This is a genomic window from Flavobacterium sp. (assembly GCF_046296355.1).
GTDB lineage: Bacteria > Bacteroidota > Bacteroidia > Flavobacteriales > Flavobacteriaceae > Flavobacterium.
Window position 1 is genome coordinate 373,005 of the sequence record NZ_JBKBLM010000001.1, and the last position, 19,188, is coordinate 392,192.

At 38.3% G+C, this 19,188-nt stretch carries 16 protein-coding genes; 12 read left to right on the top strand and 4 right to left on the bottom strand.

Translation table 11 applies throughout. The features are described 5' to 3' along the window. Positions 1-12 precede the first annotated feature (12 nt). On the bottom strand, positions 13-1,020 hold the full coding sequence (gene fbp / locus ACK4HO_RS01745) for a class 1 fructose-bisphosphatase (protein WP_409661690.1): 1,008 nt from the start codon (positions 1,018-1,020) through the stop codon (positions 13-15). Between the two features lie 263 nt (positions 1,021-1,283). Between fbp and ACK4HO_RS01750 the strand changes: the two genes are divergently transcribed. The 10 genes from ACK4HO_RS01750 to ACK4HO_RS01795 all read left to right on the top strand — a co-directional run bounded on the left by ACK4HO_RS01750 (position 1,284) and on the right by ACK4HO_RS01795 (position 13,659). After that, entirely contained in the window at positions 1,284-1,757 is a 474-nt protein-coding gene (locus ACK4HO_RS01750) for an N-acetyltransferase family protein (protein ID WP_409661692.1), read from the top strand. Continuing rightward, positions 1,757-3,010, top strand: coding sequence for an aspartate kinase (locus tag ACK4HO_RS01755; RefSeq protein WP_409661695.1), 1,254 nt, complete (start codon positions 1,757-1,759; stop codon positions 3,008-3,010). Before ACK4HO_RS01750 ends, ACK4HO_RS01755 begins: the two co-directional genes overlap by 1 nt. A 98-nt stretch (positions 3,011-3,108) precedes the next feature. Beyond that, the gene (locus tag ACK4HO_RS01760; RefSeq protein WP_409661698.1) at positions 3,109-6,507 is read left to right on the top strand and encodes a hypothetical protein; all 3,399 of its coding nucleotides are present in this window, start codon (positions 3,109-3,111) and stop codon (positions 6,505-6,507) included. A gap of 65 nt (positions 6,508-6,572) precedes the next feature. Beyond that, complete coding sequence (locus ACK4HO_RS01765; RefSeq protein WP_409661701.1) at positions 6,573-7,088, top strand: hypothetical protein; 516 nt, start codon at positions 6,573-6,575, stop codon at positions 7,086-7,088. A 344-nt stretch (positions 7,089-7,432) separates the two neighbouring features. Beyond that, positions 7,433-8,410 carry a ribonucleotide-diphosphate reductase subunit beta gene (locus tag ACK4HO_RS01770; RefSeq protein WP_409661703.1) on the top strand — a complete coding sequence of 326 codons (978 nt, stop codon included), beginning with the start codon at positions 7,433-7,435 and terminating at the stop codon, positions 8,408-8,410. A 128-nt stretch (positions 8,411-8,538) separates the two neighbouring features. Then, a complete protein-coding gene (locus ACK4HO_RS01775) occupies positions 8,539-10,971 on the top strand; it encodes a ribonucleoside-diphosphate reductase subunit alpha (protein ID WP_409661706.1) in 2,433 nt (810 codons plus the stop codon). A 92-nt stretch (positions 10,972-11,063) separates the two neighbouring features. After that, on the top strand, positions 11,064-11,288 hold the full coding sequence (locus tag ACK4HO_RS01780; protein WP_409661709.1) for a hypothetical protein: 225 nt from the start codon (positions 11,064-11,066) through the stop codon (positions 11,286-11,288). 5 nt (positions 11,289-11,293) lie between these two features. Continuing rightward, a complete protein-coding gene (locus ACK4HO_RS01785; RefSeq protein WP_409661711.1) occupies positions 11,294-11,815 on the top strand; it encodes an RDD family protein in 522 nt (173 codons plus the stop codon). A 1-nt stretch (position 11,816) separates the two neighbouring features. Next, entirely contained in the window at positions 11,817-12,269 is a 453-nt protein-coding gene (locus ACK4HO_RS01790) for a GNAT family N-acetyltransferase (protein WP_409661714.1), read from the top strand. A gap of 55 nt (positions 12,270-12,324) precedes the next feature. Further along, entirely contained in the window at positions 12,325-13,659 is a 1,335-nt protein-coding gene (locus ACK4HO_RS01795; protein ID WP_409661717.1) for a deoxyguanosinetriphosphate triphosphohydrolase, read from the top strand. Here ACK4HO_RS01795 and ACK4HO_RS01800 read toward each other — a convergent pair. Then, a complete protein-coding gene (locus ACK4HO_RS01800) occupies positions 13,656-15,449 on the bottom strand; it encodes a 1-deoxy-D-xylulose-5-phosphate synthase (RefSeq protein ID WP_409661842.1) in 1,794 nt (597 codons plus the stop codon). The genes ACK4HO_RS01795 and ACK4HO_RS01800 overlap by 4 nt on opposite strands. A 37-nt stretch (positions 15,450-15,486) precedes the next feature. Here ACK4HO_RS01800 and ACK4HO_RS01805 point away from each other — a divergent pair, with 37 nt between their 5' ends. Beyond that, complete coding sequence (locus ACK4HO_RS01805) at positions 15,487-15,930, top strand: nucleoside deaminase (protein ID WP_409661720.1); 444 nt, start codon at positions 15,487-15,489, stop codon at positions 15,928-15,930. Between the two features lie 48 nt (positions 15,931-15,978). Then, entirely contained in the window at positions 15,979-16,731 is a 753-nt protein-coding gene (locus ACK4HO_RS01810; RefSeq protein WP_409661723.1) for an SIMPL domain-containing protein, read from the top strand. 171 nt (positions 16,732-16,902) lie between these two features. Here ACK4HO_RS01810 and ACK4HO_RS01815 read toward each other — a convergent pair whose 3' ends face one another. Beyond that, on the bottom strand, positions 16,903-18,450 hold the full coding sequence (locus ACK4HO_RS01815; RefSeq protein WP_409661726.1) for an Rne/Rng family ribonuclease: 1,548 nt from the start codon (positions 18,448-18,450) through the stop codon (positions 16,903-16,905). A gap of 388 nt (positions 18,451-18,838) precedes the next feature. Next, on the bottom strand, positions 18,839-19,162 hold the full coding sequence (locus tag ACK4HO_RS01820; RefSeq protein ID WP_262886121.1) for an HU family DNA-binding protein: 324 nt from the start codon (positions 19,160-19,162) through the stop codon (positions 18,839-18,841). Between the last annotated feature and the right edge of the window lie 26 nt (positions 19,163-19,188).

The following is a 19,188-nucleotide window of genomic DNA, read 5'->3' on the forward strand; positions in this document are numbered from 1 at the left end:
TCACTCAGCTACTTAAACATATTTCGCCATAAACTCCTCAGCCTTTTCTACCATATTGTAACTTCCGCAAAAGAAAGGCACGCGTTGGTGCAATTCTATCGGGCTGATTTCCATGATTCTGCCAAAACCATCGGAGGCTTTTCCGCCGGCTTGTTCGGTGATGAATGCCATTGGGTTGCATTCGTATAGCAAACGCAGTTTCCCGTTAGGAGATTTCGAACTGGTCGGATAAATATAAATGCCGCCTTTAATCATATTTCGGTGAATATCGGAAACCAAACTTCCTATGTAACGCGAAGTATAAGGACGGTCTCCTTCTTCGAGCTGACAGTATTTTAAATAATCTTTTACGCCTTGAGGAAAATGCACATAATTGCCTTCGTTAATAGAATAGATATTGCCGTCTTTAGAAAACTGCATATTAGGATGCGATAAATAAAACGTTCCAATCGCCGGGTTTAATGTAAATCCGTTAACGCCGTGACCTGTCGTGTAAACTAACATCGTAGAGGTTCCGTAAATTACATAACCGGCAGCGACTTGTTGTGTTCCGGGTTGTAAAAAATCGGCTGAAGTAACAGGCGTTCCAACAGGCGTTACTCTTCGATAAACCGAAAAAATAGTTCCTACCGAAACATTCACATCAATATTAGAAGAACCATCTAATGGATCCATCAAAACGACATATTTATTGCTGTGCGTTTTATCGGAACCGGCCACGGTAATAAAATCGTCATTTTCTTCAGAAGCAATACCGCAGACAATTTCGCGGTTGATTAAGGTTTGGATAAAAACGTCATTGGCGTAAACATCCAACTTTTGTTGGTCCTCGCCTTGGATATTTTGGTCTCCGGCTGCACCAACGATATCGACCAAACCGGCTTTGTTTACTTTGTAATTCACCACTTTGGCGGCCAATCGGATGGAGTTGATGATACGGGATAATTCTCCTGAAGAATACTTGAATTCTTCTTGTTTTTCGATGATAAATTCACCTAAGGTTTTGTTGCGTTCTTCCATTACGAAATCGTTGTAGTTGTGGCTGCAAATATCGCTAAATTTGCCAAAGAAAAAATCTATTTCGCAAAGAAATTATAAATTGTATTTTTGCAAAAAATAAAAGCACTTTTCAGCACATAGCGTCATAGGAATTGGATTGATTTTGATTAAGTTTTTTTATGCGTAGTGTTTGTTTACTATGTTAAAAGCGGAGCTTTATAATTTTAAAACGGGAAACGCTATGTTTCTATGTGGTTAAAATCCAAATACTTAAAAAATAAAAAATGAATATCCGAAAAGGAACCAAAGCCGACATGAAAGCTGTATTGGATTTAATCCGAGAATTGGCCGTTTTTGAAAAAGAACCCGATGCGGTTGTAGTAACCGTAGCCGATTTAGAGCGAGATGGTTTTGGAGAAAATCCGTTGTTTTCCACTTTTGTAGCTGAGGTTGAAGGCGAGATTGTCGGGATGGCGTTGTATTATTACCGCTATTCGACTTGGAAAGGAAGAACCATACATTTGGAGGATTTGATTGTCAAAGAAAAAATGCGCGGTACCGGTTTGGGCTCAGCCTTGTATGCCAAAATCATGGAACAAGGCAAAGCAGATAACGTTCGAAGAATCGAATGGAATGTTTTAGACTGGAACACACCGGCAGTAGAATTTTATAAAAAATCGGGGGCGAAAGTCTTAGAAGATTGGGACGTTGTTCAAATGGACGAACAAGGAATAAATGAATATTTAACTAATTTATAATGAGAATTTTCAAATTTGGGGGAGCATCCGTTAAAGATGCTGAAGGTATTAAAAACGTATTTAGTGTATTAGAAAAAGTAGGTCACGAAGACACGCTTTTGGTCATCTCTGCCATGGGAAAGACCACTAATGCTTTAGAAGTAGTTATCAAGAATTATTTCGAAAAGTCGAATGAATTGCATTCTTCGCTACAAGAAGTCAAGAAGTACCACTACCAAATTTTGATGGATTTATTCGAAGATGAAGAACACGATGTTTACTTTGCGGTAAACAGTCATTTTGCCGATTTAGAATATTTTATCCGAAGCAGCAAATCGCCGAATTATAACTATGTTTATGACCAAGTGGTAAGTTATGGTGAGATTCTTTCGACTACGATTGTAAGCTACTATTTCGCGCAAGCCGGTTTAAAAAACAATTGGATTGACGTTAGAAATTTTATCAAAACCGACAATACTTATCGCGATGCGAATGTTGATTGGGAAAAAACCCAACAGTTAATTTCAAAAGGGATAAAGAAAAAATCCCTCAATATTACCCAAGGTTTCCTAGGTTCGGATGAGAATAATTTTACTACCACTTTAGGTCGAGAAGGTTCCGATTATACGGCTGCGATTTTTGCGTATTGCCTAAATGCCGAAAGTGTAACCATTTGGAAAGACGTTCCGGGTGTGATGAATGCCGATCCGAGATATTTTGAAAATGCGATATTGTTAAACCAAATTTCCTATCGCGAAGCCATCGAGTTAGCGTTTTACGGCGCAACCGTTATTCACCCGAAAACTTTGCAACCACTTCAGAAAAAAGAAATTCCGTTGCATGTAAAATCGTTTATCAATCCGCTATTGCCGGGCACAAGTGTTTCCAAAGGAAAAGATTTAGAGCCGCAAACGCCATGTTATATTGTAAAAAGAGACCAATTGTTGATTTCGTTATCGTCTATCGATTTCTCTTTTATCATGGAAGAAAACATCAGCGAGATTTTCGCCTTGTTTCATCAATATAAAATGAAAGTGAGTTTGATTCAGAATTCAGCCATCAGTTTTTCGGTAAGTATCGAAGATAAATTCGGCAACTTTAATGAGCTGAAAGCCATTTTGTCTAAAAAATTCAAGGTAGCTTATAACGAAAATGTTTCCTTATATACGATTCGTCACTTCAACAAAGAAGCAGCCGAAATGGTGGAGAAAGGGAAAACGGTTCTTTTAAAACAAATTTCAAGAGAAACCATGCAAGTGGTAACGAAAGAGTAAGCAAAGAAAAAATAAACATGAAAAACCGCGAATGCCGAAAATATAGTGTGTTCGCGGTTTTTTTATATTAAAAAGCCTATTTTTACGTTATAAATGATATGTTTAAAAAAGGGCTATTATTATTGATACTTCTCGGTTTTTCCTGTCTTTCGGCTCAGGAAATCAAATCGTTGTACCAAACTAAAAAAGTTGCCGTTTCCAAAGACACGATTGCTATTGAAAAAGTTAGCATCAGCCCGAGTTTTTTCAAATTGCTGAATCGTGAAGGCAAAGAAATAGACACTGCTTTCTACAAAGTCGATTTTAAAACCGGGAAATTGTTTTTCAAAAATGGTTTCATTTCCACAGACAGTTTGACCATTCGGTATTTTAAATATCCTGAGCATCTTACCAAAACTTACAGCATTTATGACCAAAGTAAAATTGTACCCAACGAAGCCGGCAATCTTTATAAAATTGATCGTTCGGTCAAAAAGTTTGTACCGTTTGAAGGTTTAAACACTTCCGGAAGTATCACTCGTGGCGTCACCGTCGGCAACAATCAAAATGCTTCAGTAACGTCTAATCTCGATTTGCAAATCACCGGAAAAATTTCAGATAGAGTCTCGCTTCGGGCTTCGATTCAGGATTCAAATATTCCTTTACAGGACAATGGATATTCGCAAAAGCTGGATGAGTTTGACCAAATCTTCATCGAATTATTTACCGACAAATGGAACATCCGCGCCGGAGATTTATTTCTTGAAAACCGACAATCGCGGTTTCTGAATTTCAACAAAAAAGTACAAGGATTGTCTACGAGATTCACATTTGGCGGCGAAGAAAACAAAACCGAAATTTTTGCAGCCGCAGCCTTGGTTCGCGGACAATATGCCAAAAGTGCGTTCACCGGACAAGAAGGCAATCAAGGTCCGTATAAATTAAGAGGCAATAATGGCGAATTGTATGTCTTGGTGATTTCGGGATCGGAACGCGTTTATGTCAACGGTATTTTGAAAAAACGCGGCGAAAACAACGATTACATCATCGATTACAATGCCGGAGAAATCACGTTTACGTCATTATTTCCGATTACTTCCGAAATGCGAATCGTCATCGAATACCAATATTCCGATAGAAGTTATACCCGATTTGTGACTTACGGCGGCGCCAATTATACTTCGAAAAATTGGAGTTTAGGCGGATATCTCTATTCTGAAAATGATGTCAAAAACCAACCGTTGCAACAAAGCTTGTCACCCGAACAAGTCAGTGTTTTGGCGAATGCCGGCGACAATGTCAACCTAATGAATGCGCCGTCAGCGTATTTGGATACGTATTCTGAGAATAAAATTTTGTACAAAAAAGTCTTCGTTAATACAGTTGAAGTTTTTGAATATTCGAATAATCCCGAGGATGAATTGTACAATGTCAGGTTTACTTTAGTTGGAAACAATTTGGGCAATTATATTTTAAGTAACACGGCGGCCATTGGCAAAATTTACCAATATGTTGAGCCAATAGCCGGAATACCACAAGGAAATTACGAACCGATTACAAGATTAGTTGCTCCAACGAAAATCCAAATTGCAACGGTTTTAGGAAAATACAATCCGAATGAAAAAACGTTGGTTGATTTTGAAATCGGCGTAAGCAATAACGACCAAAACCTTTTTTCTTCCCTTGACGATGCTAATAATAAAGGTGTAGCCGGAAAACTGAATTTTAAACAAAGGTTGTTTAGTAAAAAATGGCAAATCGATGCGTTTGGCAATTACCAATTTGTACAGGAAGATTTCAGAACGATTGAGCGTTTGTTCAATATTGAGTTTAACCGAGATTGGAATTTGACTACTTTCAAAGGCAATCAGAGTTTAATTATTAACGGATTGGACTTTACATTACCGGAAAAAGGAAAGCTGACTTATCAATTTGAAAAATTGGATTTCTCCCAAAGCTTTGTCGGTAATCGTCATTTGGTGAATGGGTTTTTTAAACTCAAAGATTGGAATTTATTGCAAAACACCAGTATTTTAAATAGCGATGGCGATTATGCGAAGTCAACTTTTATTCGAAACCAATCACAAGCGCGCTATCATTTCAAAAAGAACTGGATTGGCGGTAGTTTGCGTTTGGAAGACAACAAAGAAAGATTGGTCACAACAAATCAATTGTCAGCTTTAAGCCAAAGATTTACCGAATATGGAGCTTTTGTCGGTCGTGGCGATAGCACTAAGGTTTTTGTCGAATTGGGCTATTTGCAACGCGCGAACGACAGTTTGCAAAATGGTTTATTGCAAAAGGTAAACACTTCACAATCCTATTATTTGAAATCGAGATTGATTCAAAATGACAAAACCAACTTGTCTTTATTTGTTAACTACAGAAACTTAAAATTTGAAGATGCTATTCGCGGAAATGAACCGTCATTAAATTCAAGATTGTTATACAACGACCAATTTTTTAAACAATTTGCCCAAGTTACAACGGCTTATGAAACTACTTCGGGAACGATTGCCCAACAAGAATTCACTTATCTGGAAGTCGAACCCGGACAAGGCGTTTACACTTGGATTGACTACAACGGCAATGGCATTCAGGAACTTCAAGAGTTTGAAATCGCTCCGTTTCCTGACCAAGCGCGGTATGTTCGGATATTTTTACCCAATCAGATTTTTGTCAAAACCCACCAAAATAAATTTTCACAATCACTGACTTTAAATCCGATACAATGGCAAAATGCAAAGGGTTTTAAAAAAGCGCTGTCCCATTTCTACAATCAAACTTCTTTTTTAATAGAGCGAAAAATTCGCCGAAACGGAGACAATTTCGATTTAAATCCGTTTTCCAAAGACGATGAAAATTTATTGGGATTGAATACTAGTTTCCGAAATAGTTTGTTTTACAATCGAGGCAAACAAAGGCATTCAACGACTTATACTTTTACCCAAAACGAGCTTCAAACCTTGCTTTCAGTAGGCTCGCAAGAAAGCGAAAACAAATCGCATCAATTGCAGTACACGCATCTGGTCAAAAAAACTTGGTTGTTTAATTTGGGTACCAAAACTACAAAGACTGCACTTTTCTCTGAAAATTATGTCGCCAAAAATTTTGAAGTCAAAGCTTACCAAGTCAATCCTAAAATCTCTTATCTGTTCAATAAAAATGCCAGTTGGGATATTTTCTTCGAATACCAAAACAAAGAAAATCAAATCGGTAATTCAGAGCAATTGAAGCAAAGTCGCTTCGGCACTTCATTCTCTTTTGCCAGCGAAAAGAAGTTTACCATGAATGGTGAGTTTTCTTTATATGACAATAAATTTCTTGGTAATGCCTTATTGCCCGTGGCTTTCCAAATGTTAGAAGGATTACAACCGGGCAAGAATTTAACCTGGAGATTGTTGCTGCAAAAGAATTTGACCCAATTTTTAGACATCAACATCAACTACCAAGGCAGAAAAACAGAAACCAGTCAAACCATCCATACCGGGAATGTGCAATTGAGAGCCTTTTTTTAAGTGGAACGGTTTTTGTTTTAATTTTTTTTGTAATTTTAAATCAATAAACTAATAAATTAAGCATTATGAAAAAAGTAATTTTATTGTGTATGATGTTTGTTTTTTCCAACACCATTTTTGCTCAGGAAGTAAAAATCACCGATGCGGTTAAAAAGACCAAGGCGCAAGAAAAAACAACAAAGCCAAAAGTCACCGAAGCCGTTAAAACAACCAAAGCAAAAGAAACTTTAGGCGTTAAATTGAAAAAAGACGGAACACCTGACGAACGCTATAAAAAAGCCAATGCGCCATTAAAGAAAGATGGTACCGTTGACAAACGCTATAAATCAAAATCGAATAACGCTTCAGCAAGAGGACAAGAAAGATCAGCCGCCGGAAAAGCCAAAGCCGCTGCCAATAAATCAGAGGCAAAAGCCAAAAAAACGGTAAAAGAAAGAGTGTCCAATGAAAAAGCACCCAAAAAGAATAAAGACAAGGTAACCGGAACCTATAACGGTAAAAAAGTGTATACCGGGCCAAGAGGAGGAAAGTATTATATTAACTCTAATGGTAATAAAACCTATATTTCGGAAGACAAATAAGAAATAAATGTACACTTTGCAGAGAGCGGTTTTTTCAACGGAAAAACCGCTCTTTTTTTATGCCAAAAAATTATTTTTCAGAAGAGGTTGTATGTTAAAAAACCGCTATCAGTAAATTCTTAACTTCCTTTGTTTTAGGGGTTTTTGACGTTTTTTAAAAAATTAAAGAACTGTAAATCAATTAGTTAAAAATTATCCAAAAAGGTTAAACAAAACACAGATTTGTTAAAAACTAGAGCCGATTGTGAATAAGTTTGACTTTCATTTTCCGTTTGGTTTGACAATCTTTGTAACAGACAGATTTTAGATAAAATCTCCCCAACAATCAAAATAATAATTTCAAAATGGCTGCTATCGAACCAATATTACAAGAAAACAAAAACCGCTTTGTTATTTTCCCAATCAAACACCATGATATTTGGGATTGGTACAAAAAAATGGAAGCCAGTTTTTGGACAGCCGAGGAAATCGACTTGCACCAAGATTTATCAGACTGGAATAACAAATTGAGTGGTGATGAAAAGTATTTCATTAAACACATTTTGGCTTTCTTTGCGGCTTCTGACGGAATCGTAAACGAGAATTTAGCCGAAAACTTCGTAAACGAAGTACAATATCCGGAAGCCAAGTTTTTCTATGGTTTCCAAATCATGATGGAAAACATCCACAGCGAAACTTATTCGCTTTTAATTGATACTTACGTAAAAGACGAAGCCGAAAAAAACCAATTGTTCAACGCCATTGACGTATTTCCGGCCGTAAAGAAAAAAGCCGATTGGGCTATGAAATGGATTAGTTCCGATTCCTTCGCCGAAAGATTAATCGCTTTTGCAGCCGTAGAAGGTATTTTCTTTTCAGGCGCATTCTGTTCGATTTTCTGGTTGAAAAAACGCGGTTTAATGCCGGGCTTGACTTTCTCAAACGAATTGATTTCGCGTGATGAAGGTGTTCACTGTGATTTCGCCGTGCATTTACACAACCACCATTTGGTAAACAAAGTATCCAAAGCCAGAATCACCGAAATTATCACCGACGCTTTGACTATCGAAAGAGAATTTATTACGGAATCACTTCCGGTAAGTTTAATCGGGATGAACGCCAATTTAATGACGCAATACTTAGAGTTTGTAGCCGACAGATTACTTGTAGAATTAGGTTGCAAAAGAGTCTACAATTCTAATAATCCTTTCGATTTCATGGACATGATTTCGCTACAAGGAAAAACCAATTTCTTTGAAAAACGCGTGGCCGAATACCAAAAAGCCGGCGTAATGTCAAAAGATACCGATGACCAAAAAATTAGCTTCGACGCTGATTTTTAAAAATATTTCAAATTTTTTTTGAAATTTTCTGTGAAGCGAAAGTTTCATAGGAAGTTAAGGGATTAACAAAAACAAAACAAGTAACTCGAAGTAGCGAAGGGATTCCCTATTTCACAAAACAAAATTTTATGTACGTAGTAAAAAGAGACGGTCACAAAGAACCGGTAATGTTTGACAAAATCACAGATAGAATTAAAAAACTATGCTATGGTTTAAATGAATTGGTAGACGCTGTAAAAGTAGCGATGAAAGTTATCGAAGGTTTGTATGACGGAGTAACCACCTCAGAATTAGATAACCTAGCCGCTGAAACCGCTGCCTCTATGACTGTAACGCACCCGGATTATGCACAATTAGCCGCTCGTATTGCTATTTCCAACTTACATAAAAACACCAACAAATCATTCTCGGAAACGATGAATGAAATGTACCATTACGTTAATCCAAGAACCAACCAACAAGCACCATTGCTTTCAGATGAGGTTCACCAAGTTATTCAGGAAAATGCCGAGTTTTTAAACTCACACATCATATACAACCGCGATTTCAACTACGACTACTTTGGGTTCAAAACCCTAGAGCGTTCGTATTTATTGAAAATTAACGGTAAAATCGTAGAACGTCCGCAACACATGTTAATGCGTGTGTCGGTTGGAATTCACTTAAACGACTTAGATTCGGTAATCGAAACTTACGACTTAATGTCGAAAAAATTCTTTACCCACGCCACACCAACGTTATTCAACGCCGGAACACCAAAACCACAAATGTCATCTTGTTTCTTGTTATCGATGAAAGATGACAGTATCGATGGTATTTACGACACGTTAAAGAACACCGCGAAAATTTCGCAATCAGCAGGCGGAATCGGTTTATCAATTCACAATGTTCGCGCCACAGGTTCTTATATCAGAGGCACAAACGGAACTTCCAACGGAATTGTTCCAATGCTACGTGTATTCAATGACACAGCGCGTTACGTTGACCAAGGCGGCGGAAAAAGAAAAGGAAGTTTCGCCATTTACTTAGAAACTTGGCATGCCGATATCTTCGAATTCCTCGACTTGAAAAAGAACACCGGAAAAGAAGAAATGCGTGCGCGTGATTTGTTCTTCGCCATGTGGACATCCGATTTGTTCATGAAACGCGTAGAAGAAAATGCGGATTGGACCTTAATGTGTCCAAATGAATGTCCGGGATTATGCGACGTTTACGGTGACGAATTCGAAGCGATGTACACTTCTTACGAAGCACAAGGAAAAGGAAGAAAAACGGTTAAAGCACGTGAACTTTGGGAGAAAATTCTCGAATCACAAATCGAAACCGGAACACCATACATGTTGTACAAAGATGCCGCGAACAGAAAATCGAACCAAAAGAATTTGGGAACCATTCGTTCGTCTAACTTGTGTACCGAAATCATGGAATTCACTTCGGAAGACGAAATTGCAGTGTGTAACTTGGCTTCAATCTCGTTGCCAATGTTTGTCAACAACAACAAATTCGACCACGAATTGTTATTCAACGTAACCAAACGCGTAACCCGCAACTTAAATAAAGTAATCGACCGAAATTACTATCCGGTAAAAGAAGCCGAAAACTCTAACATGCGTCACCGTCCGGTTGGATTAGGCGTACAAGGTTTGGCCGATGCCTTCATCTTATTGAGAATGCCGTTCACCAGCGATGAGGCGAAACAATTGAACCAAGAAATATTCGAAACCTTATACTTCGCCGCCGTAACCGCATCTATGGAAATGGCCAAAGAAGAAGGACCATACTCAAGCTTTAAAGGCTCGCCAATTTCGGAAGGTTTGTTCCAACACAACCTTTGGAACATTAAAGACGAAGAATTATCAGGCCGATGGGATTGGGCAAGCTTGCGCAAAGAAGTGGTAAAACATGGTGTTAGAAACTCATTATTGGTAGCGCCAATGCCAACCGCTTCTACGTCACAAATCCTTGGAAACAACGAAGCATTCGAACCTTACACTTCTAACATTTACACGCGTCGTGTATTGTCGGGAGAATTCATCGTAGTCAACAAACACTTGTTGATGGACTTAGTAGAAAGAGGTTTGTGGGACGAAACCTTGAAACAAGAAATCATGCGCAACAATGGTTCAGTTCAAGGCATCGACAGAATTCCGGAAGACTTAAAAGAACTGTACAAAACCGTTTGGGAAATGTCAATGAAAGACATTATCGATATGTCAAGACACAGAGGTTATTTTATTGACCAGTCACAATCGTTGAACTTGTTTATGCAAGATGCCAACTATGCGAAACTAACGTCAATGCACTTCTACGCTTGGAAAAGCGGCTTGAAAACCGGTATGTATTACCTAAGAACTAAAGCTGCGGTGGATGCAATCAAGTTTACTTTGAACAACGACAAAAAAGCCGAACCAATCTTATCTGAACCGGAAGCAGTAGGCGTTGAAGTAATAGCACCAAACGAAACCGGAGAAATGACCGCCGAAGATTTCGCCGCCATGGTAGAACAAGCCAGAGCCGCTGCCGCAAATGGTGGTGATGATTGCGAAATGTGTGGGTCGTAATTAGAGAATAGAATAAAGAATATAGAAAAGCAGCTGTCAATTTGATAGCTGTTTTCATTTTAACTACTTTTGGAAATATTAATAAAAGCATCATGTCAAAAGAAAAAAAAGGGGTTTACACCGGCATCATAGAAAAAGACGAAAACGGCAATTATTTCTGTGGCGAATATTTATTGGATTATAAATACACCGAAGCGAGTTTCAAACTCGGAGACGAAATCAATATCAAAACGGTGATTGCCAACCCAAGTGATAAGAGTTACAATCAATACCCAAAGAAATCGAGAAATTTCTTTTTGGCCAACCAAAAGGAGTAACCATTATGGAACAAAATGTACGAAAACCATTCTTGGTAACCGAAGAAATTTTGGCTTCTCACGGACAAAGGTTTTTGAATTTGCTGGTCGACACCATAATGCAGGTTGCTTTGTTGGTTGTTGTTTTGGGTTTCTTTGTAGCCAATGCGGAAGCCAATGGGAACAAGGATTTTATAGTCAATTTTGAGAAAAGCATGTTGCTGCAATATACTTTTACGGCTTGTATTGCCCTATTTTACTATAATTTTTTTGAAATATTTACAGCGCGTACGGTTGGCAAATTAGTGACCCAAACCATGGTTGTCGATGAAAACGGAGAAAAACCTAATCATGAGAAAATTTTAGTTCGTTCACTCAGTCGATTGATTCCACTTATTTGGTTGCCATTCGTAATATCATTCTTTATGGGATCGTCAGCTCAAGGCTGGCACGACCGTATTTCAAAAACCTTTGTGGTAGACAAAAGAAGGCTTGAAGAAGAAAAACGATTGTTTTATAGTTCAAAATCAAACCCTAACGAAGAATAAGATGACATCCATTGTTAGAACCACTTCTGATAATAAAGATTTCGGGGATTTAGTCATCCAACTCGATGCTTATTTGCGAATTCTCGATGGCGATGACCACGAATTTTATGCCCAATTTAATAAAAGCAATTTGCTCAAAAACGCCTTGATTTGTTATGAAAATGATGTAGCGGTTGGCATTGGTGCTTACAAAGAATACAACTCCCAAACCGCCGAAATCAAACGCATGTACACATTACCTGAATACCGTGGCAAAGGTATCGCCAAAACCATTTTAACCGAACTGGAACTTTGGGCCAAAGAAGAAGGCTATAAATTCTCTATACTCGAAACCGGTTACCTGCAAAAAGATGCTATCGGTTTGTACCAAAAGCTAGGCTACGAAATCACAGAAAACTTTGGGCAATACATCGGCGTGGAAAACAGTGTCTGCATGAAGAAAAGTCTAAATTAAACTGTATTTTTGAGAGACTAATATCTGATATTTAAAATCTAAAATTTAATATTATATGACCTGGGAACAACTTTTATCTCTAAAACGCCAAGGCGATACCGGCAAAAGATTGCGCATCGAACAAGATGACACGCGTCTGGGCTTTGAAGTCGATTATGACCGTATTATCTTTTCGTCGGCTTTCCGCAGTTTACAAGATAAAACCCAAGTCATTCCGTTATCTAAAACCGATTTCGTTCACACACGTTTGACGCACAGTTTAGAAGTTTCAGTCGTTGGTCGTTCCATCGGAAGATTAGTCGGTAAAAAAATCATTGAAAAATACCCATATCTCAAAGAAATCCACGGGTACCACATGAACGATTTCGGAGCGATTGTCGCCGCTGCAGCCTTGGCACACGACATTGGCAATCCGCCATTCGGACATTCAGGTGAAAAAGCCATCGGTGAGTATTTTGCGATTGGTAAAGGCCAACAATACAAAGACCAGTTAACGCCAAAACAATGGCAAGATTTAGTCGATTTTGAAGGCAATGCCAATGGGTTTTCGGTCTTAACAAGTTCGCGTCCCGGAATTGAAGGCAGTTTGCGGTTGTCTTATGCCACGCTTGGCGCTTTTACCAAATACCCAAAGGAAAGTCTGCCTAAAAAACCCACTAAAAATATAGCCGATAAAAAATATGGTTTCTTCCAATCAGATGTCGCTTTTTTCAAAGAAGTTGCCGAAGAATTAGGCATGATTTCAAATAAAACCGATGAAGATGTGGGTTATGAAAGACATCCGTTAGCGTTTTTAGTCGAAGCTGCCGATGATATTTGCTACACGATTATCGATTTTGAAGACGGCATTAATTTAGGTTTAGTTTCCGAAGATTATGCGTTGGAATATTTAATCAAATTGGTAAAAGACACCATCGATGCGGCGAAATACCAAACGTTAACCACCAAAGAAGACCGAATCAGTTATTTGCGTGCGTTGGCGATTGGCAACTTAATCAACGATGCCGTTCGCGTGTTTATCGAAAACGAAGAAGCCATTCTTAAAGGCGAATTCCATTTTGCCCTGACTGATAAAAGCAAGTACAAAGCCCAAATGGACGATATCATCAAACTCAGCGTAAAGAACATTTACCAAAGTCGAGAAGTCATCGAAAAAGAATTGTCGGGTTACCAAATCATCAATAATTTGTTGGACAAATTCATCACGGCGTACAACAATACCTATGACGGAAAAGCCACAAATTACGATAAGTTATTAATGAAGATTCTACCCGAAAAACACCATTTGGAAAAAGAAAGTCTCTACGAAAGATTGCTCCACATTTGCCATTACATCTCAATGCTAACCGACGGAAAAGCGGTGGAGTTGAATAAGATTGTTACGGCTTAATCCTCTTCCTCTTCTTCCAATAAAGTAGAAAAAAGCGATTTCAAACCATCCACATCAATATTGCAAAATTGTTGGAGTTCATCCACTGTACCGTGTTCGATAAAATAATCGGGAACGCCACAAAGGAAAATTTCGTTGACATAATCGTTTTTGGCCGCAAATTCTAGGATTGAGCTACCAAATCCTCCGGTTGTCACGCCATCTTCCACAGTAATAATAGTGGAGAATTTATCACAGATTTTGTGTAGTTTCTTTTCGTCTAAAGGTTTGACAAACCCAAAATGATAGTGTGCAAAATGACCGTCATCTTCTATTTCAGCCAAAGCTGCAGTAACATTATAAGCGATGGTTCCTGTTGAAAGAATCGCCACTTTTTTGCCTTTTTTCAACTTCTGCGCTTTCCGAAGTTCCATTTTTTGAAAATCGCTAGGGAATTTCCAATCCGCATTTTTCCCACGACCACGTGGATAACGAATCGCAATCGGATGCTTCAATCCTAATGAAGCGGTATAAAGTATGTTTTGTAAATCAATTTCATCTTTAGGCGCATAAATCATCATATTCGGAATACAACGCAAATAGGCAATGTCAAAAACCCCGTGATGTGTCGCACCGTCTTCACCAACCAATCCCGCTCGGTCCAAACAAAAAATCACCGGCAGGTTTTGCAAAGCCACATCGTGGATCACTTGGTCATAAGCGCGTTGTAAAAAAGTCGAATAAATGTTGCAAAAAACGACCATGCCTTGTGTCGCCATTCCGGCGGAAAGCGTAACGGCATGTTGCTCAGCAATACCAACATCAAAAGCGCGTTTCGGAAAAGCGTCCATCATAAATTTCATCGAGCTTCCGCTTGGCATTGCAGGCGTGATACCAATGATTTTTGGGTTGGCTTTCGCCAATTCTACTAAGGTTAGTCCAAATACATCTTGGAATTTCGGAGGCAAATGCTCTTCTGATTTCTTGTGAATTTCTCCAGTAGCCGCATCAAATTTCCCCGGTGCGTGATACTTTACTTGGTCTTCTTCGGCTTTTTGTAACCCTTTGCCTTTGGTGGTTATGATGTGTAAAAACTTGGGTCCTTTTACTTTTTTGAGTCGTTCTAATTCTTTGATTAAGGCAGGTAAATCATGACCGTCAATCGGACCCGAATAATTAAAATTCAGCGATTTAATCATGTTGTTCTGCTTAGGGTTTTTGCCTTCTTTAACGGTGGTCAAATAGTTTTTCAAAGCGCCGACACTTGGGTCAATTCCGATAGCATTGTCATTTAAAATCACTAACAAATCTACATCGGTCACGCCGGCATGATTCAAACCTTCAAACGCCATTCCGCTCGCAATTGAAGCATCGCCAACTACCGCAATATGGTGTTTGTTTTCGCCTTTCAATTGGGACGCAATCGCCATGCCCAAAGCCGCAGAAATTGCCGTAGAAGAATGGCCTACGCCAAAAGTATCATAAACACTTTCGCTGCGTTTAGGGAAACCTGAAAGTCCGCCAAGCTGTCTATTGGTATCGAATTTTTTTCTGCGTTCTGTCAAAATTTTATGTCCGTAAGCTTGATGGCCAACATCCCAAACGAGTAAATCATTGGGCGTATCAAAAACATAATGCAAAGCAATCGTCAATTCGACTACACCTAAACTGGCACCAAGATGTCCTTCTTTTACTGCAACAATATCAATGATAAACTCGCGTAACTCCTTCGCCACTTCAGGCAATTGAGCGACGTCTAGTTTTCGCAAATCAACCGGATTATTAATATGTTGGAGCAATTTTTTGGACATGGGACAAATGTACGAATTGAAATTGTATTTTTGTTTCATGGAAAACCCTTTCACCGACGAGTATTTTATGAAAAAAGCTTTACAGGAAGCCGAACTGGCTTTTGAAAAAGGCGAAATTCCGGTCGGAGCCGTCATTGTAATCGATAATAAAGTGATTGCCAGAACGCACAATCTCACCGAAATGCTCCATGATGTCACCGCACATGCCGAGATGCAAGCCATTACTTCGGCGGCGAATTTTATCGGTGGCAAATACTTAAAAGGCTGTACTTTATACGTCACTTTAGAGCCGTGTCAAATGTGCGCCGGTGCGTTGTACTGGAGCCAAATTTCCAAAGTGGTTTTCGGTGCTTCGGATGAGCAGCGAGGGTTTCAGGCATTGGGAACAACCATTCATCCTAAGACCGAGGTGATTAAAGGTGTTTTGGCTCAAGAAGCTTCAGATTTGATGTTACGCTTTTTTGCAGAAAGGCGAAAATAGATTTATAATAATTACCACTTTTTTACGTTACTTAATAAAACCAAACCAATGAATAAAGTAAGCTCATCAATAATTATTGGAATAGCCATAATTATTACCGCATGGATTTTAGGAAAATCATTCCAAACCAGAAACCAGAATTTAGATTCGATTACCGTAATCGGATTGGGGACAAAAGACTTTGTCTCTGATGAAATTTTGTGGTCAGGTAGTTTTACCACCACTAGTTTTGATATTAAAACGGCTTACAACAAAATTGTTTCCGACCAGAAAATTGTCTCTGATTTCTTTTTGGGAAAAGGATTTAAATCGAATGAGTTTAGTTTTGGAGCTGTAAATTTTCAAAAAAAATTCAGAGAAGTTAGAAGCGAAGGCATTGACAACCAAACCCGTTACGAACAAGTTTTCGATGGGTATCAAGCAACACAAACCATTTCGTTTTCTGCCAAAAAGAATGCCGATTTAATGAAAAGGATAGAAAGTGTGTCAAGTAAAACTTCTGAATTGGTAAACTCCGGAATCGAATTGTCTTCTAATACTATTCAGTATACTTTTTCTGATTTGCCAAGTTTAAAGCAAAGTTTAATTGAAAAAGCTACCAAAGATGCCAACGAACGCGCCACCAAAATTGTTAAGACAGCCGATGGTGATTTAGGGAAACTTAAAAGAGCCAGTATGGGTGTTTTCCAAATTACAGGTCAAGGCTCCACAGAAGATGATAGTTATGGCGGCATCAACGACACTTACAGTAAAAATAAAACAGCTCGTATTACGGTTCGACTCGAATATGAATTAGATTAAAGTTCTTAAAAAAGCAAAACCCCTAGCCCGGATAGCAGTTGAAATCCTTTTTCGTCTTTCGGGTTTATGATTGAGACCCTTTAGTGCTGACGAAAAAGATTGCAACGTATAGCCGGATTAGCTCCAAATAAAACACAAAAAAACCGCCAATCTCACGAAAGGCGGTTTCTTTTATTTTTCTGAAATCTCTTTTCCTTTTTCATCAAAGAAATGATATTCCAAATACGTGTAAGCGTCACGAGGTATGATTTTCACCCATTTTTTGTGTTCAAAAAACCATTTTGAACGCAATGATGGAAAACCTTTTTTAAGGTATGCTGCCACGAAAGGGTGAACGTTAAGTTTCACATTTTTGTGGTCTTTGATAATCTTTTCGAGGGAGAAATTAATCTTATCGATAATTTGGATTGGCGCATCTACATCGCCGCTCAAATTGTTCGGATTTTCTTCTCTGGTCTCTATATTAACTTCAGGTCTTACGCGTTGGCGAGTGATTTGAACTAATCCAAATTTACTCGGCGGTAAGATCTTGTGTTTGGCTTTGTCGTCGCTCATTTCTTCTCTAAGGAAGTTGAACAACACTTGGCGATTGTCTGGATTTTGCATATCGATAAAATCGACTACAATAATACCACCCATATCTCTCAGACGCAATTGTCTGGCGATTTCGGCAGCGGCTATCATATTCACTTCGAGTGCGGTATCTTCTTGGTTAGAAGCTTTGTTAGAACGGTTCCCGCTATTCACGTCGATAACGTGTAAAGCTTCGGTGTGCTCTATAATTAAATAAGCTCCTTTACTCATGGATACGGTGCGCCCAAATGAAGTTTTGATTTGTCGCTCAATATGGTATTTCTCAAACAATGGCACGTCTTTCGACTGATAAAGCTTCACTATTTTTTGTTTCTCGGGAGCTATTTCGGCTAAATAGTCCTTTGTTTCTTGGTACAACTCTTCATCATCAATTTGAATACTCGTGAAAGTATCATTGAATACATCTCGTAATATAGAAGACGCTTTGTTAAGCTCTCCCAATATCTTGGACGGATGATGAGCAGTTGGTAATTTTTTACTCATTGCAGTCCATCTATTCATTAAGTTCTGCAAATCTTTTTCTAATTCGGCTATGCTTTTGCCTTCTGCTACTGTTCTCACAATAACACCAAAACCCCTTTGTTTGATAGATTGTACTAGTTTTTTCAAACGGTCTTTTTCTTCTTTGGATTCTATTTTTTGCGAAATAGAAACGCGATCGGAAAACGGAACCAACACTACAAATCTTCCCGCGAATGACAGCTCCGTGCTGATTCTTGGTCCTTTGGTAGAAATAGGTTCTTTGACTACTTGAACTAATACCGATTGATTGGCACTCAGAATGTCTGATATCGTACCATCTTTATCAATCTCTTTCTCAAACTGGAAGTTTTTTAGGGAGAAATCTTTTAGTTTACCTGCGCTTACAAGTTTTATGAATTTTAAATAAGAAGCTAAGTTTGGTCCTAAATCGTGGTAATGTAAAAAGGCATCTTTTTCAAAGCCTACGTTTACAAACGCCGCGTTTAGACCGGCAACCGGTTTTCTGATTTTGGCGATAAAAATATCACCTACCTGAAAGTTGCTTGTGTCTTCCTGTTTGTGTAATTCAATTAGTTTTCCATCTTTTAATAAGGCAAAATCTACAGCATCTTCACCACTACGGATGATTAATTCTTTATTCATGTTGTAAATTTTTATCCGCACTTTTGGTTATCGGTTGTTTGTTATCGGTTGTAGGTATAATACTCCCAACTTCTAACTTCTAACTTTTAACTTCTGCGCAGATGGATTAAACATTTTAACAGGTATTGTTTATTACCCGGTGAAAGATTAGTGTTCACTTGGCAGTTTTTAGTAGGCAGTAAAACTGATTACTGAATACTGACCACTGATTACTAATTTTCGATTTCAATGAACTTTTTTTAAAAAAAGAAAAGTAGTTTAGAACTACTTTTTCTTTTTGTGTCGGTTAGCTCTCGCTCTCTTTTTACGTTTGTGAGTAGCTACCTTATGTCTCTTTCTTTTTTTACCACTTGGCATAAGTTCGTCTTTTTGTGATTAATAAATAAGTTTATACTGCTACTTCAGTGTTTGTTTTAACTGATTCTACAAATACTTTAGCAGGTTTGAATGCTGGAATGTTGTGAGCAGGAATTTTGATAGTAGTGTTTTTGGAAATGTTTCTTCCTGTTTTTTCAGCTCTTGTTTTGATGATGAAGCTACCAAAACCTCTTAAATAAACATTGTCACCAGTTTCTAAAGAAGTTTTCACTTCTTCCATAAATGCTTCAACTGTTGCTTGAACATCTCCTTTTTCAAGACCTAATTTTTCTGAAATCTTCGCTACGATATCTGCTTTCGTCATTTTCTTTCGTATTTTAATATTATGTGTAATTTTTTGAGGTTGCAAATATATGAATT